The following is a 14,360-nucleotide window of genomic DNA, read 5'->3' as shown; positions in this document are numbered from 1 at the left end:
AACCACGCACAGCTTCACCCGGCCGTGTGACTGTGACCACCCTCCGTTAGTCGGCTTTGTCGCCTTCCGATACGTCGTCGAGGCCCATCGCCCACTTGCGGCCGTCGTTGGTGAACAGGAACACCAGCACCACGACGCAGTAGATGCCGCCCAACGAGCCGAGCAGGGGCTGCTCCGACGGCCCGTAGGCGTACCAGGCGCAGCCGAGCAACAGCAGCTGCGTGACGATCACGGGCGTGCGAGCGCCGTGGTGACCGCGGAACAACATGACCGTGGCGAAGAGCGCCCCGCCGAACCAGAGCACGAGCACGCCGGCGGCGCCGAGGATCGGGCCCGCGGGCGTCGAGCCCCCGATCACCCGGATGACGAGCGCGACGGCCAGCGCGATACCGCCCAGACCCTGCACGAAGGTGAGCGCGGACGCGATGCGCACCGGGCGCGGCGGCGCCGGGGTCTGAGTGGTCACGGGAGACCTTTCCTCACGTTCTGTACTGGTCACGGATCGTAGGCCACCCGGTTGGAGGGCTCTCCCGGCACGTCCAGCGCGGGAAGATCAAGGGGCCTTCAGCGAGCCGGCGGTCGTCCGGGGTGCACTCGGCTGCGAGGTGAACGCGGTGCTGACGGAAAGGAGATTTACGCCACTTTCGTGAGGCTGCAGCCACCCTGAGGGAGGACATGCGAGCCGCGGACGGTCACGCACTGTCTTACTCTCAAGTAGTGCGCGCTCTTCTCGTGGTGAACCCGCAGGCGACTACAACGACGCCGGCGGGCCGTGACGTGTTGGCGCACGCACTGGCCAGTGACGTGAAACTGGAGGTCATCGAGACCTCCTATCGCGGCCACGCGGCGGACGCCGCCCACCAGGCGGCGGCGGACGGATTCGACCTGGTCATCGCCCACGGCGGCGACGGCACGGTCAACGAGGTCGTCAACGGCATCCTGCGCGGCGGCCCCCGTCCCGAGAAGCCGATGCTGGGCGTCGTGCCCGGCGGTTCGGCCAACGTCTTCGCGGGCGCGCTCGGCATTCCGCGCGACCCCGTCGAGGCGACGCACGTCCTCCTGCAGGCGATCGAGCACGGCACCCGGCGCCGCATCGGGCTCGGCCAGGTCTTCGCGGACGTCATCGAAGGCGGTCGCTGGTTCACCTTCAACGCGGGCATGGGCCTCGACGCGGACGTCGTCGCGGGCGTGGAACGCAAGCGCGCCAAGGGCCGCAACGCCAGCCCCGCTCTTTATCTGTCGGTCGCCCTCAAGGCGTACGCGCAGATCGTGCGCAAGCCGCAGCACTTCGTCGTCGAGGTGCCGGACGAGGCGCCGTTCGACCACGTCGGCATGGTGTTCGTGTCGAACACCGACCCGTGGACGTACTTCGGTGACAAGGCGATCCAGCTCAACCCCAGCACGTCGTTCGACGGCGGCCTCGGTTTGAGTGCGTTGCGGACGATGCGGGTACCCACGGTCGGGCGCTACATCGCTCAGATCCTCGCGACGGGGAATCCGAAGGGCGGGAATCTCGTTCGGCGTGACGACGTGGGTTATGTCAGAGTGAAGTGCGAGGAGCCCGCGAACCTCCAGGTTGACGGAGACTTCCTCGGGATGACCACAGCGGTGGAGTTCCGGGCGGTTCCCGATGCGTTGACTGTTGCCCTGTAAGGAACTTGACAGTCCGTGATCGGTTCGTGACCGTCTCGGTACCTTCCCGGGATGTACTGCAGTCGAGTGACAGCAGAGCGTGAAACCCCAGGTGAACGCTGTCGATCTTTTGGGTGAGTTCACTCACCGGGTCAGTGCTTACCCCTTGACATCCCAGCCGTTCGTGAAAGCATTCACAAGCACCCCAAAAACGACCGCTGACAACCGGCGTGCCCTTGTGCGCGCCTATCGCTGAGGAGTAGTTCCAATGGACTGGCGCCACCGCGCGATCTGCCGCGACGAGGACCCCGAGCTGTTCTTCCCCGTTGGGAACAGTGGTCCCGCGCTGCTTCAGATCGCCGAGGCGAAGACCGTCTGTCGCCGCTGCCCCGTCGTCTCCGACTGCCTCGCGTGGGCTCTCGAGAGCGGCCAGGACGCCGGCGTCTGGGGCGGGATGAGCGAAGACGAGCGCCGCGCTCTCAAGCGCCGCAACGCCCGTACGCGGGCCCGCAGCAACGCCTGAGCAGGCAGTTAGCCGCGAACAGCCTCTAAAGAAGAAGCCCGACACCGTGCCAGGTGTCGGGCTTTTTCTTTTGTTTGCACACCCTCCCGCATGACCACGTGAGACCGCTGAGGCTGGCCGTCACGTGTGCACGGCGTTAGTTTAGCGCCGCCCTCTGAGCGGCACGCGCAGGACCGCCTCAGTACCGCCTCGGGGCCGTCGCCGCAAGCTCAAAGAGCCTCTCAATTCGGAATCGACGAGGGTCCGAACGATCTGCAGACCCAGCCGATCGGTGCGTTCCAGGGAGAAACCCTGCGGAAGGCCCTTGCCGTCGTCGGTGATCGTCACGTCGAGCCACTTCGCGGACCGCTCGGAGTGCACGACGACCTCTCCGCGCTGGCCAGGGGCGTAGGCGTGCTCGAACGCGTTCTGCACGAGCTCGGTCAGCACCATCACCAGCGGGGTGGCGATCTCGGCCGGCACGATGCCGAACCCGCCCTCGCGACGCACGCTGACCTGGGTCTCCGTGACCGCCACGTCGCTCATCATCGGGATGACCTTGTCGACCACGTCGTCGAGGTCGACCCGCTCGTCGACGGACATCGACAACGTCTCGTGAACCAGTGCGATGGAAGTCACACGGCGAACGGACTCGGCGAGTGCCTCCTTCGCCTCCGGGTTGCTCAGCCTGCGGCTTTGCAGCCTCAGCAGGGCCGCGACGGTCTGCAGGTTGTTCTTCACCCGGTGGTGGATCTCGCGGATCGTGGCGTCCTTCGACATCAACGCACGGTCACGGCGGCGCACCTCGGTCACGTCGCGGCACAGCACGATGGCGCCCGCGGCCTGCCCGCGTGGCCTTAGAGGCAAAGAACGGAACAGCACCGCGGCACCGCGCCGTGACTCGGCCTCCATGCGCATCGACGGCTGGCCGTCCAGCGCCTGCCTGATCCGCTGGGCGACCTCGGTGGCGTCGAACGGGTCGCCGATCAGGCTGCGCGTGAGCGGTGCGAGATGCACGCCTACGAGGTCTGAAGCGTGCCCCATGCGGTGATACGCCGACAGCGCGTTCGGCGACGCGAACACCACCGCGCCGGACGGATCGAGCCTGATCAGGCCGTCGCCGACGCGCGGACTGGTGTGCACGTCCGGTGAGGGTTCGGGCGCGGGGAACGTGCCGTCCGCGATCATCTGGCACAGGTCGGCGGCGCTGCCGAGGTACGAGATCTCCAACGGCGACGGCACGCGCGGCACCGCCAGGTTGGTGCTGCGGCTCAGCACCGCGATGACCTGCGTGCCCAGCCGCACCGGGATGGTCTCGCGCCGCACCGGCACGCCCAGGTGCCAGCGCGGGTCCTCCTCGCGGCAGATCCGCGACTCGTCGATGGCCCTGCGCAGCTGCGGGTGCTCGTCCGTGTCGACCTCGCTGCCGACGACGTCCTCGGGGTGGGCCGTCGGCGCCGTCGTGGGACGGGCCTGGGCCACGCAGAGGAACTTGGCGTCGTCGAGCGGGACCCACATGACGAAGTCCGCGAACGACAGGTCGGAGAGGAGTTGCCACTCCGCGACGACCAGCTGGAGGTGGTCGACGGCGGCGCCGGAGAGCTTCGTGTGCTCGGCCAAGAGGTCCGTGAGCGTGCTCAGAACTCCTCCATGAGAAACTGGTGGGTGAAGCAGTTCTGATCCTAGGAGACACCCATGTCGAAGCGTGCTCGCAAGCGCCGCGACCGCAAAAAGGGCGGCGCCAACCGAGGCAAGCGCCCCAACGCCTGAGTCGTGCGAAAGGCCCTGGACACCATCACGGTGACCAGGGCCTTTTGTCTTGCTGGAGGACTTTCAGTCCTCGGTGCGGATCGTCACGATCGTGGCGCGGATGCGCGCCTTCAGATCCGCGGGGGCGTAGTCCCCACCACACTTGCGGGCGAGCAGCGCCTTGAGGTGCTCCTCCAGCCCGAACTGCTCGAGGCACGGATGGCACTCGTCGAGGTGCGTCTGCAGTGCCGCGCGCCGCCCCTGGTCGCATTCCTGGTCCAGGAACAGCCAGACCTCGGACAGCACCTCTGAGCAGTCGGTGTCGTGGGGTTCGCCGCAGTTCATGACGCGTCTCCGTTGCTGCCGTTGCCGCCTCGGAGGAAGCCACGGTCGCGGGCGACGTCCGCCAGCATGTCGCGGAGCTGGCGACGGCCCCGGTGCAACCGGGACATCACCGTGCCGATCGGGGTGCCCATGATGTCTGCGATCTCCTTGTACGCGAAGCCTTCGACATCGGCGAGGTAGACCGCGATCCGGAACTCCTCCGGCAACCGCTGCAATGCTTCCTTGACGTCGCTGTCGGGCAGGTTGTCGAGTGCCTCGACCTCGGCGCTGCGCAGCCCGGACGAGGTGTGGCTCTCCGCCTGCGCCAGCTGCCAGTCCGTGATCTCTTCGGTCGGCTGCTGAATCGGCTGGCGCTGCTTCTTGCGGTAGCCGTTGATGTAGGTGTTCGTCAGGATTCGGTAGAGCCAGGCCTTGAGGTTCGTGCCCTCCGAGAAGGACGCGAACGCCGAGTAGGCCTTGAGGAACGTCTCCTGCACCAGGTCCTCGGCGTCCGCCGGATTGCGCGTCATGCGCAGGGCAGCCGAGTACAGCTGGTCGAGCATGGGCATCGCGTCGCGCTCGAAACGTGCAGCGCGCTCCGCCGTCGTCTCTGTCGTGCCGGTGGCGGGCACCGCGCTCCCTTCCCACAGGTTCTGGGTCGGGACTGACTTTACGCGTGACCGCTCAAGCATGTTCGTTGCCACGTTCTGGGTAACAACGGAGGGGCTGGTAGTAATTCCGCATGGCCGGACGTGGGACCCCCGCCACAGCGCTGCTGGACAAGCAGCGGGTGGCGCACACCTTGCACTCGTACGAGCACGACCCCAGGCACGAGTCCTACGGGCTGGAGGCGGCCGAGGCGCTCGGGCTGGTGCCGGGCCGTGTCTTCAAGACGCTCGTGGCCGAGGTGGACGGCAAGCTCGCGGTCGGCGTGGTGCCGGTGACCGGGCAGCTCGACCTGAAGGGCCTCGCCGCCGCTTTGAAGGGCAAGAAGGCGAAGATGGCGGTCGTCGCCGACGCCGAACGCGCGACGGGTTATGTCGCCGGGGGTATTTCCCCTCTTGGCCAGAAGAAGCGCCTTCCGGTCGTGCTCGACGAGTCGGCGATGCAATTCGAGACGGTTTTCTGCAGCGCGGGCAGGCGTGGTCTCGAAGTCGAGATCACGCCTGCCGACCTGGTGCGACTCACCAATGCGGTGGTCGCCGGAATCAGTGCTTAACCGACCGGCGCCACGATGCCGCCGCTCCGGACGTATTCAGCACCGATACCGGACGCCGGCCACGCGACGGTGACCAAAGCGCCCAGCTCGCCCTGGCCGGGCAGGTTGAAGCGGACGAAGGCGGGGAACTGCTGGGGGCCCTCGCTGTTCGATGCCACGTACTTGGCGGCATAGCTGTCCCCGCCGACCAGCGTCTCGCTGTACGGAGGTTGGCCTCCGTTCAGGGCGGCGTGGATGTCGTTGCCTTTCCAGTCGAGGAAGCGCAGGTTGCTCACGGTGCCACCGATCCTGCAGGAGACACCCTCCGCGGCGACGAAACGGATCACGTGCGCCTTGTCCTTGACCGACGGAGAGCGCATGTCGTCGACGCGGATCGCCAGATCGTCGCCGGTGCACCACGGGGCCGCCGCCGGGTCGGAGGCCTGAGCGGCAGAGGACGCCACGACGGCCAATGCGGCAGTGCCGGCCGATGCGACTGCGGTCGCGATCGTGCGGAAACGGCTCACGTGTTTCTCCCGAATTCGTCTCGACAGGCGTTCGCCTTACACACTGATCGACGACTCGGAGATACGCCCGGTTGTCACGAACATCGGATTTCGTACTTTCGGCCGACCTATTCCTCCATTCGGAAGAGCTCGCCCTACTCGCCGGTCTGGCCGTCGACTGCTTCCCTGATGAGATCGGCGTGGCCGTTGTGTCGTGAGTATTCCTCGACCATGTGGGTCAGGATCCAGCGCAGGCTCACCTTGCGGCCGTCCGGCCACGGCGCGCGCTGGGAGAGCTGACCGAGGTCACCGGTCTTCAGAGCCTCTTCCACGGCCTTGCGGGCGCGGTCGACCTCGTTCTGCCAGAGAGCCTGGAGCTGCTCCGGGGTGTCCTGGGCCGCCGAGTGCCAGTCCCAGTCGTTGTCGGCCTTCCAGTCGACGCTCGCCCAGGGCTCCAGCGGCTCGCGGTCGTGCAGGACGGTGTGGAACCACTGCTGCTCGACGTACGCGATGTGCTTGATCAGGCCGCCGAGGGTCATCGTGGACTTGGCGGCGGTCTGGTCGAGCTGCTCGGCGGTGAGGCCGGCGGTCTTCCACGCGAGGGTGGCGCGCTGGAACTCGAGGAAGCCGTTCAGGGTCGCGAGCTCGTCGCCGTCCAGCGGCGGTTCGGGGCGGCCCTGCTCGTCGAAGTCGGTCATGGGCGTGATCTCAGTCGAAGACGTACAGTGCCACCACATGGTCTAGACCACAGCAGGAGGCAGACGTGCGCATCCTCGACCTCGACCGCACCGGGCTCGCCGCGCTCCACGGGCAGGAACTCTCCCGCGCCGTGGCGGCGTCCGAGGGCAGGACCATGGTCGCCGAGGTGTTCGCCGACCGCGCCGCGTTGTCGTTCGACGGGCAGACCGGCGTGCACAACGCCGAACTGATGGCCGCGTTCGGCGCCGACGTCATCGTGCTCAACATGATCGACCGGGTCTGGGACGGCACCACGTTCCGCTTCCCCGGCCTCGGCGAGCTGCCCAGCCTGACCGCGCTGGCCGAGCGGATCGGACGGCCGATCGGCGTCAACCTGGAGCCCGGAACCGTTCCCGAGCTGCGCAAAGCCACGCACGACAACGCTCAGAGGCTCGCCGACGCCGGTGCCGCGCTCATCGTGCTGACCGCGAACCCCAGCACCGACGGCTCGCTGGACGGCATGGCCGCCGCCACCGGGAAGATCCGCACGCAGGCCGCGCTCTGGGTCGGCAAGATGCACCACGCCGGCCATCCCGAACCGATCACCGCGGAGAAGCTCGTCGCCCTCGTCGAGGCGGGTGCGGACGGGGTGATCCTCCCGATTCCCGGCACGCTGCCCGGCATCACCAAGGAGGCCGCGGCCGTCGCCGTCCAGGCCGTGCACGAGGCCGGGGCGGTCGTCATGGGCGCGATCGGCACGTCGCAGGAGGGCTCGCACGCCAACGTGGTGCCGCAGCTGGCCCTCACCGCCAAGGAGATCGGGGTCGACGCCCACCACATCGGCGACTGCTTCCTGCCGGGCATGGGCGACCCCGAACTGCTCTACGCCTACTCGGTCGCGGTCCGGGGCCGCAGGCACACCTGGACCCGCATGGCGCGCTAGTCGAGCGGTCGCAGCACCCGGTCCATCCACTCGCCGACGTAGCGGCCGACGTCCGCGACGGACGCCTTCAGCGAGTGGTCGCCTTTGAGCAGCACGACCTCGCGGTGGTTGGCCACCTCCGGCTGGCCGAACGGGTCGTTCTCGCCCTGCACGACCAGCGTGGCGACCTCGACGCCGTCCAGCTCGGCCATCCGGGACTTCTCCGGCTTGCCGGGCGGGTGCACCGGGAACGCCAGGCACAGCACCGCGACGGCCTGGCCCTCGACCGAGGTGCGGCAGGCCACGCGCGCGCCCGACGACCGGCCCCCGAACACCAGGGGCAGGCCGTCGAACCAGCGTTCGCCCAGGTCCTCGACCACGGACAACCAGGCGGTGTCGAGCTGACCCGCCGGCGCCGGGGCACGACGGCCCGCGACGCGGTAGGGCTGTTCGATCAACGCCACGTGCACGCCGACGGAGTTCGCGGCGCGGCACGCGGCGACCAGGTCCGGGGCCTCGACGCCGCCACCGGCGCCGTGCCCCAGGAGCAGAGCGGCACGCGGTTCGTGGGCACAGTGCAGTGAGGCCCTCGCGGGGCCGTGCGGCGTGTCCACCAACAGCGTGGTCACGGCAGCTCTGCGCGTTCGATGAGAGAGGCGTTGTTGTTCTTCACGCTGTTCACATCGGTCGACACCGGGCGCAACTCCAGTGCCTCGACGATCGACAGGTCCGGGGTCAGCAGTTCGGACGGGTCCAGCGACGTCGGGTCGAGCCACGCCGACCACCGGTCCTGGGGCAGCAGCAACGGCATGCGGTTGTGCACCTCGGTCAACGCGCCCATGGACTCAGTGGTGAGCACAGCGCACGTGACGGTCGGAACGTCGTCCTTCCACCACACGGACCACAGGCCCGCCATCGCCAGGGACGTGTCGTCCCCGAGCGTCATGAAGTACGGCTGCTTGCGCCCCTCGGCCGGCTGCCACTCGTACCACCCGGCGGCGGGGATGATGCAGCGCCGTTTGATCGCCGACTGCTTGTACGCGGGCTTGGTCAGCACGGTCTCCGCGCGGGCGTTGATCATCTTGGCCGCGCCGGAGAGGTCCTTGGCCCAGTGCGGGACGAGACCCCAGCGCATGACGCGGATGCTGCGTTCCAGCTCCGCGTCCTCGTCGGGCTTGCGCTCGACCACGGCCATGACGTGCTTGGTGGGAGCGACGTTGTAGTCCGCCCCCGGCGCCTCGTCGCCGGTCCCGTCCACCGCGTCGAACTCGGCCGCCAGCAACGCCGGGTCCTTGGTGGAGGCGTACCTACCGCACAAAACCGATCACCTCCGAAGTTGCGATAATCCCACGTCCCGCACACCAGTGCGAACTGTCCCAGGACGGATGCGGGATCATCTGTGCATGACTCAGCACTGGTCAGCCCCCAGCGCGTCCGGCCCAGTCCACTCGACGGTGCCGGTGCCCGGCTCGAAGTCGATCACGAACCGCGTTCTGGTGCTCGCGGCACTGGCCGACGGGCCGTCCACGGTCCACGCGCCGTTGCGCAGCCGCGACACGGTGCTGATGGCCGCCGCGCTGTCGTCCCTCGGCGTCGGGATCACCGATCGCGAGGACGGCGGCTGGGACGTCATGCCCGGTCTGCTGCGCGGGCCGGCCGACGTCGACTGCGGTCTGGCGGGCACGGTCATGCGCTTCCTGCCGCCCGCCGCCGCGCTGGCCGAGGGCGGCATCCGGTTCGACGGCGACCCGCACGCCCGCACGCGACCGATGAGCACCGTGCTGGGTGCGTTGCGGTCGCTGGGCGTGGAGATCGAGGGCGACGCACTGCCGTTCACGTTGCACGGCACGGGGTCGGTGCCCGGCGGCGAGGTGACGATCGACGCGTCGGGTTCGTCGCAGTTCGTGTCCGGGCTGCTGCTGTCCGCCGCCCGCTTCGACAAGGGCGTGACGATCCGGCACGACGGCAAGCCCGTGCCCTCGTTGCCGCACATCGAGATGACGGTCCAGACGCTGCGTTCGGTCGGTGTTCAGGTCGACACCAGCGTTCCGAACGTGTGGCACGTCGAGCCCGGCGTGATCGGCGCGCGCACGTGGCACGTGGAGCCGGACCTGTCGAACGCGACGGTGTTCCTCGCGGCGGCCGCGGTGACCGGCGGCGAGGTGACGATCCCGCACTGGCCTTCCACCACGACCCAGCCCGGTGACGCGGTGCGCGGCATCCTGGAGCGCATGGGCTGTGCGGTCGAGGTGTCGGACGAGGGCCTGACGGTTCGCGGACCGGCGAAGCTGTCCGGTGTGGACATCGACCTGCGCGACGAGAGCGAACTGACGCCGACCGTCGCCGCACTGGCCGCGGTGGCCGAGGGCCGCACGATCATCCGGGGCGTGGCGCACATCCGCGGCCACGAGACCGACCGGATCGCGGCACTCGTCAACGAGATCAACGCGGTGGGCGGCGACGCGACCGAGACCGAGGACGGCCTGATCATCGACCCGCGGCCGTTGCACGGCGGCGTGTGGAAGGCCTACGCCGACCACCGGATGGCCACCGCGGGCGCGATCATCGGCCTGGTGGTGCCGGGCATGTCGGTCGACGACATCGGCAGCACGACCAAGACGATTCCCGACTTCCCAGGGATGTGGAACGCCATGCTCACCGGGGGCGCGTAGAAGTGGCCAAGCAGGACTGGCGCAAGCTCGACGAGTCCGACGTGCGCGTGCGCCCCGGCAGGGGAACGCGGCCGCGCAGCAAGATCAGGCCGGAACACGCCGACGCCGAGACCGCGATGGTGATCGGCGTGGACCGCGGCCGCTGGACGTGCGCGATGGAGTCCGGCGCCGTCGTCACGGCGATGCGTGCGCGCGAACTGGGCCGCAAGCCCGTGGTGGTCGGCGACCAGGTCGGCATCGTCGGAGACACGTCCGGCCTGCCGGACACGCTGGCCCGCATCGTGCGCATCGGGGAACGGACCTCGGTGCTGCGCCGGACCGCGGACGACACGGACCCGTTCGAACGCGTCGTCGTCGCGAACGCCTCCCAGCTCATCATGGTCGTCGCACTGGCGGATCCCCCGCCGCGCACGGGTTTCATCGACCGGTGCCTGGTCGCCTCGTACGCGGGCGGCCTGGAACCGGTGCTGTGCCTGACGAAGTCGGACCTCGCGTCGCCGGACTCGCTGCTGGCGCTCTACACCGAGCTCGACGTGCCGGTGATCGTGACGCGCTCCGACGAGGAACCGGCCGCGTTGCGCGCGAGGCTCGCGAACACGGTGTCGTGCCTGATCGGCCACTCCGGCGTCGGCAAGTCCACTCTGGTCAACAAGCTCGTGCCGGACGCGAACCGCGCGGTGGGCGTGGTGTCCGGCGTCGGCAAGGGCCGGCACACCTCCACTCAGGCCGTGGCACTGCGCCTGCCGGAGGGCGGCTGGGTCGTGGACACGCCGGGCATCCGCTCGTTCGGCCTCGCGCACATCACGCCGGACGACATCGTGAAGGCCTTCCCGGACTTCGCCGAGGCGGCCGAGGAGTGTCCGCCCGGCTGCGGTCACCTGGGCTCGCCCGAGGATCCCGGCTGCATGCTGGACGAACTCGTACCGGACGCGCCGGGCCGCCTCACGTCGTTGCGGCGGCTGCTCGCGTCCCGGGCCGGAATGGACGATTACACGGATTGAGGTTGCGCCGGTCGTTCACACTCTCCCCATGAGGAGACTTCTGGGGGTCGCCGTGCTGTGCGCTGCCCTGACCGCGTGCACGGCCGAGATCCCCGGACCACCGCCGAAGCCGGTGCCGACCACGTCACCGCGCATCGACAAGCCCCGCGACGTGTCCGCGTTCGACGCGTGCAAGTCGCTGCCGACGGACGGCGCGAACTGGTACCTGAACGCGGCCACCGCTCCACCCGCGCCCGACGAGAAGAACCCGAGGTTCTGCAGGTACTCCTTCGGTTATCCGAAGGGCCCGCTGACCGTCCAGGTCGGACTGGAGGAGTTCGAGTACGACGAGGCGAAGCGGAACAACCCGAGCGGCCACCAGGGCGAGATCGACGGGCACACCGTGTGGTTCGCGTGCGACACGGACGCGTCGACGCTGGATTGCGGCGTGTGGGCAGCGGTCGGCTACGCGCGCACGCTGACCATCAGGACGCAGTCCCCCGGTGCGAACGAGGCCTGGTTGCTGAGCCACCGCACCACGTTGGTGCAGTACGTGCTCGACCGTCTCCCGAAATCGTCATGAGTCACACTTCCCACATGAACACACGCCTGGGGGCTGTGGCACTGCTGGTTGCGCTGACCGCGTGTTCGACGCCCGCGCCACCACCCGCTCCCGCACCCGCACCGAAACTGCGTGACCTGGCCACGGTCGACGCCTGCACGTTGCTCGTCGAGTCGGACTTCGCGAAGCCGTTCACCAAGGCACCGGAACCGCTCAACGAGCCGACCACCTGCCGGTGGACCATCGAGAGCCAGTCCGTCTGGATGAGTGTCGAGAACGAGTCGCTGGACCAGGCGAAGGTCCGCGTGCGCGACGGCTCCGAACTCACGGTCGAAGGCCACAAGGCGTGGTGGGGCGTGACGCACGACCGTTCCAGCGTGCCGCAGACGAGCCTGGGTGTCGTCGTGACCGAACTGGCCGCGGACCGCGTGCTGGTGATGACCGCGGAGCGAACCCCGCCGAACTACGACATCGGGATGGTCGCCCGCACCCGGTCCGTCGCGGTGGTGCAAAGGTTGTTCTCATGATCCGACTGGTTCCGGTACTGCTCCTCGCCCTGACCGCGTGCTCGACCGGGCAGCCGTCCGGCCCGAAGTTCGAGGACGCCGACCCCTGCGCGCTGCTCGCGTCCGGTGACGCCGGGCAGCTCAGCGGCTCCCCCACCAGGACCGACCGGTCGTGCGACTTCCCGTTCGACTCGCTGACCGTGCGGCTGACGCTGCAGAGCGCGAAGTACGCGGACGAGTCGCAGAAGCTGCTGTCCGACGGCGGCTACGGCGGTGTGGTCGACGGCGGCCAGGTCGGCGAGAGCGACGACCGCCCGGTGACCACCAGGTGCGTCGACTCGTCGAGCGAGGTGACGTGCGACGCCGTCGTCGAGGTGCGGGACGGGCAGCTCATCGGGCTGAAGGTCCTGCAGCGCAGCCACGACCTCAACGTGGTCGGGCAGGTCACGCAGGGACTGGCGGCGAAGGCCTTCGGACGGCTGCCGAAGTGACCGCTACCCCATGTGCGGATACCGGTGATCGGTCGGCGGCACCAGGGTTTCCTTGATGGCGCGCGGGCTCGTCCACCGCTGCAGGTTGTAGATCGAGCCCGCCTTGTCGTTGGTGCCGGACCCGCGCGACCCGCCGAACGGCTGCTGCCCGACGACGGCCCCGGTCGGCTTGTCGTTGACGTAGAAGTTGCCCGCGGCGAACCGCAGGGCGCGATGTGCCTGGTCGATGGCCACTCGGTCGCGCGCGAAGATGGCGCCGGTCAGCGCGTACGGCGTGGAGGTGTCGATGGTCTCCATCATCTTCGGGAAGTCCGCGTCCTCGTAGACGTGCACGGCGAGGATCGGGCCGAAGTACTCCGTGGTGAAGATGTCGTGGTGCGGGTCGGTGCCGAGCAGCACCGCGGGGTCGACGAAGTAGCCCACCGAGTCGTCGCACGAGCCGCCGGCCAGCACCTCGACCGAAGTGGACGCGGACGCCATCAGCAACGCTTCCTTGTGCTTGGCGAACGCGCGGTGGTCGATCACGGCGCCGCCGAACGCCGACAGGTCCGTGACATCGCCGTAGGACAACGACTTCGTGACGTCGAGCAGCTGTTCGCGGACGCCGCCCTCCCACAACGAACGCGCGATGTACGCGCGTGAGGCCGCAGAGCACTTCTGGCCCTGGTACTCGAAAGCACCGCGCACCAGCCCCGTGACGAGCGCACGTGGGTCGGCGGACGCGTGTGCCAGCACGAAGTCCTTGCCGCCGGTCTCCCCGACGACGCGCGGGTAGGCGCGGTAGTTGTCGAGATTGCCCGCCATGGTCTGCCACAACGCCTTGAACGTGCGCGTGGAACCGGTGAAGTGCAGGCCGGCGAAGAACCTGTCCCGCAACGCCACCTGGCTCACCGCCTGGCCGTCACCGGTGACGAGGTTGATCACGCCCGGTGGCAGGCCGGCCTCCTCCAGCAGCCGCATGGTGAAGTGCGCGGCCAGCTGCTGCGTCGGCGACGGCTTCCACACCACGGCGTTGCCCATCAGGGCGGGCGCGAGCGGCAGGTTTCCCGCGATGGCGGTGAAGTTGAACGGCGTGATCGCCACGACGAACCCGTCGAGCGGCCGGTGGTCCATCCGGTTCCACCCGCCCGGCGACGAGATCGGCTGCTCCTGCAGGATCCGTCGGCCGAAGTGGACGTTGAACCGCAGGAAGTCGATCAGCTCGCACGCCGCGTCGATCTCGGCCTGCTGCACGGACTTCGACTGGCCGAGGATCGTGGCGGCGTTGAGCGTGTCGCGCCACGGACCGGCGAGCAGATCGGCCGCCCGCAGCATCACCGCGGCCCGTTCGTCGAACGGCAGCTCCTGCCAGCCCGGCGCGGCGTGCTGGGCGGCGCGCATGGCGTCCGCGACGTCGGAGTTCGTGGCCTGCGCCGTCACACCGAGAACGTGCTTGTGGTCGTGCGGCTGAACGACGTTGATGTGGTCGCCACCGCCCATGCGCTGCTGACCGCCGATGGTCATCGTCAGCTCGTGCGACGTGCCTTCGAGCTCGGCGATGCGCACCTGCAGACTCGCCCGTTCGGCGCTGCCGGGTGCATAGGAGCGCACGGGCTCGTTGACCGGTTCGGGTGCAGACGTGACGGCGTCCATTCCCCC

The 14,360-nt window shown here is 68.9% G+C and carries 19 protein-coding genes; 10 read left to right on the top strand and 9 right to left on the bottom strand.

The window, feature by feature from the left end:
- Positions 1 to 46: 46 nt before the first annotated feature.
- Positions 47 to 466 carry a hypothetical protein gene (locus ACH413_RS42450; RefSeq protein WP_360047239.1) on the bottom strand — a complete coding sequence of 140 codons (420 nt, stop codon included), beginning with the start codon at positions 464 to 466 and terminating at the stop codon, positions 47 to 49.
- Positions 467 to 717: 251 nt separating this feature from the next.
- On the opposite strand from ACH413_RS42450, the gene ACH413_RS42445 reads away from it, so the two are divergent.
- On the top strand, positions 718 to 1,653 hold the full coding sequence (locus ACH413_RS42445; protein WP_360047238.1) for a diacylglycerol kinase family protein: 936 nt from the start codon (positions 718 to 720) through the stop codon (positions 1,651 to 1,653).
- Positions 1,654 to 1,900: 247 nt separating this feature from the next.
- Positions 1,901 to 2,155 (top strand): WhiB family transcriptional regulator, encoded by a 255-nt coding sequence (locus ACH413_RS42440; RefSeq protein WP_015104912.1) that lies wholly within the window; start codon positions 1,901 to 1,903, stop codon positions 2,153 to 2,155.
- 141 nt (positions 2,156 to 2,296) lie between these two features.
- On the opposite strand, the gene ACH413_RS42435 is transcribed toward ACH413_RS42440, so the two are convergent.
- Positions 2,297 to 3,775 carry a histidine kinase N-terminal domain-containing protein gene (locus ACH413_RS42435; protein ID WP_360047297.1) on the bottom strand — a complete coding sequence of 493 codons (1,479 nt, stop codon included), beginning with the start codon at positions 3,773 to 3,775 and terminating at the stop codon, positions 2,297 to 2,299.
- 54 nt (positions 3,776 to 3,829) lie between these two features.
- On the opposite strand from ACH413_RS42435, the gene ACH413_RS42430 reads away from it, so the two are divergent.
- Positions 3,830 to 3,904 (top strand): 50S ribosomal protein bL37, encoded by a 75-nt coding sequence (locus ACH413_RS42430; RefSeq protein WP_369809028.1) that lies wholly within the window; start codon positions 3,830 to 3,832, stop codon positions 3,902 to 3,904.
- 63 nt (positions 3,905 to 3,967) lie between these two features.
- Here ACH413_RS42430 and rsrA read toward each other — a convergent pair whose 3' ends face one another.
- Both rsrA and ACH413_RS42420 read right to left on the bottom strand, forming a co-directional pair.
- A complete protein-coding gene (gene rsrA, locus ACH413_RS42425) occupies positions 3,968 to 4,228 on the bottom strand; it encodes a mycothiol system anti-sigma-R factor (protein WP_360047237.1) in 261 nt (86 codons plus the stop codon).
- The gene (locus tag ACH413_RS42420) at positions 4,225 to 4,899 is read right to left on the bottom strand and encodes a sigma-70 family RNA polymerase sigma factor (protein ID WP_360047236.1); all 675 of its coding nucleotides are present in this window, start codon (positions 4,897 to 4,899) and stop codon (positions 4,225 to 4,227) included. Before ACH413_RS42420 ends, rsrA begins: the two co-directional genes overlap by 4 nt.
- Before the next feature lie 50 nt (positions 4,900 to 4,949).
- Between ACH413_RS42420 and ybaK the strand changes: the two genes are divergently transcribed.
- The gene (ybaK, locus tag ACH413_RS42415; protein ID WP_360047235.1) at positions 4,950 to 5,426 is read left to right on the top strand and encodes a Cys-tRNA(Pro) deacylase; all 477 of its coding nucleotides are present in this window, start codon (positions 4,950 to 4,952) and stop codon (positions 5,424 to 5,426) included.
- On the opposite strand, the gene ACH413_RS42410 is transcribed toward ybaK, so the two are convergent.
- Both ACH413_RS42410 and ACH413_RS42405 read right to left on the bottom strand, forming a co-directional pair.
- On the bottom strand, positions 5,423 to 5,932 hold the full coding sequence (locus ACH413_RS42410; RefSeq protein ID WP_360047234.1) for a hypothetical protein: 510 nt from the start codon (positions 5,930 to 5,932) through the stop codon (positions 5,423 to 5,425). The two genes, ybaK and ACH413_RS42410, sit on opposite strands and share 4 nt — an antisense overlap.
- 134 nt (positions 5,933 to 6,066) lie before the next feature.
- The gene (locus ACH413_RS42405; RefSeq protein ID WP_360047233.1) at positions 6,067 to 6,609 is read right to left on the bottom strand and encodes a DinB family protein; all 543 of its coding nucleotides are present in this window, start codon (positions 6,607 to 6,609) and stop codon (positions 6,067 to 6,069) included.
- 65 nt (positions 6,610 to 6,674) lie between these two features.
- Between ACH413_RS42405 and ACH413_RS42400 the strand changes: the two genes are divergently transcribed.
- The gene (locus tag ACH413_RS42400; protein ID WP_360047232.1) at positions 6,675 to 7,532 is read left to right on the top strand and encodes a hypothetical protein; all 858 of its coding nucleotides are present in this window, start codon (positions 6,675 to 6,677) and stop codon (positions 7,530 to 7,532) included.
- Here ACH413_RS42400 and ACH413_RS42395 read toward each other — a convergent pair.
- Positions 7,529 to 8,140 (bottom strand): alpha/beta family hydrolase, encoded by a 612-nt coding sequence (locus tag ACH413_RS42395; protein ID WP_360047231.1) that lies wholly within the window; start codon positions 8,138 to 8,140, stop codon positions 7,529 to 7,531. The two genes, ACH413_RS42400 and ACH413_RS42395, sit on opposite strands and share 4 nt — an antisense overlap.
- The gene (locus ACH413_RS42390; protein WP_360047230.1) at positions 8,137 to 8,829 is read right to left on the bottom strand and encodes an SOS response-associated peptidase; all 693 of its coding nucleotides are present in this window, start codon (positions 8,827 to 8,829) and stop codon (positions 8,137 to 8,139) included. Before ACH413_RS42390 ends, ACH413_RS42395 begins: the two co-directional genes overlap by 4 nt.
- An 85-nt stretch (positions 8,830 to 8,914) precedes the next feature.
- On the opposite strand from ACH413_RS42390, the gene aroA reads away from it, so the two are divergent.
- From aroA to ACH413_RS42365, 5 genes are read left to right on the top strand one after another with little or no spacing between them, the layout of a single operon-like run.
- Entirely contained in the window at positions 8,915 to 10,183 is a 1,269-nt protein-coding gene (gene aroA, locus ACH413_RS42385) for a 3-phosphoshikimate 1-carboxyvinyltransferase (protein WP_360047229.1), read from the top strand.
- Positions 10,184 to 10,185: 2 nt separating this feature from the next.
- Positions 10,186 to 11,184: a ribosome small subunit-dependent GTPase A gene (rsgA, locus tag ACH413_RS42380; RefSeq protein ID WP_360047228.1), complete on the top strand. Its 999-nt coding sequence runs from the start codon at positions 10,186 to 10,188 to the stop codon at positions 11,182 to 11,184.
- Between the two features lie 28 nt (positions 11,185 to 11,212).
- Positions 11,213 to 11,746, top strand: a complete 534-nt coding sequence (locus tag ACH413_RS42375) for a DUF3558 family protein (RefSeq protein WP_360047227.1) — start codon at positions 11,213 to 11,215, stop codon at positions 11,744 to 11,746.
- Between the two features lie 14 nt (positions 11,747 to 11,760).
- Positions 11,761 to 12,252, top strand: coding sequence for a hypothetical protein (locus ACH413_RS42370; protein ID WP_360047226.1), 492 nt, complete (start codon positions 11,761 to 11,763; stop codon positions 12,250 to 12,252).
- Entirely contained in the window at positions 12,249 to 12,722 is a 474-nt protein-coding gene (locus tag ACH413_RS42365; protein ID WP_360047225.1) for a hypothetical protein, read from the top strand. Before ACH413_RS42370 ends, ACH413_RS42365 begins: the two co-directional genes overlap by 4 nt.
- A gap of 3 nt (positions 12,723 to 12,725) precedes the next feature.
- Here ACH413_RS42365 and pruA read toward each other — a convergent pair whose 3' ends face one another.
- A complete protein-coding gene (gene pruA, locus ACH413_RS42360; protein ID WP_360047224.1) occupies positions 12,726 to 14,354 on the bottom strand; it encodes an L-glutamate gamma-semialdehyde dehydrogenase in 1,629 nt (542 codons plus the stop codon).
- Positions 14,355 to 14,360: the final 6 nt, after the last annotated feature.

Origin of the sequence: Lentzea sp. NPDC020367 (genome assembly GCF_044387305.1) — a bacterium.
GTDB lineage: Bacteria > Actinomycetota > Actinomycetes > Mycobacteriales > Pseudonocardiaceae > Lentzea.
The sequence above is the reverse complement of the archived record's forward strand: the minus strand, read 5'-3'. Positions and strand labels throughout refer to the sequence as shown.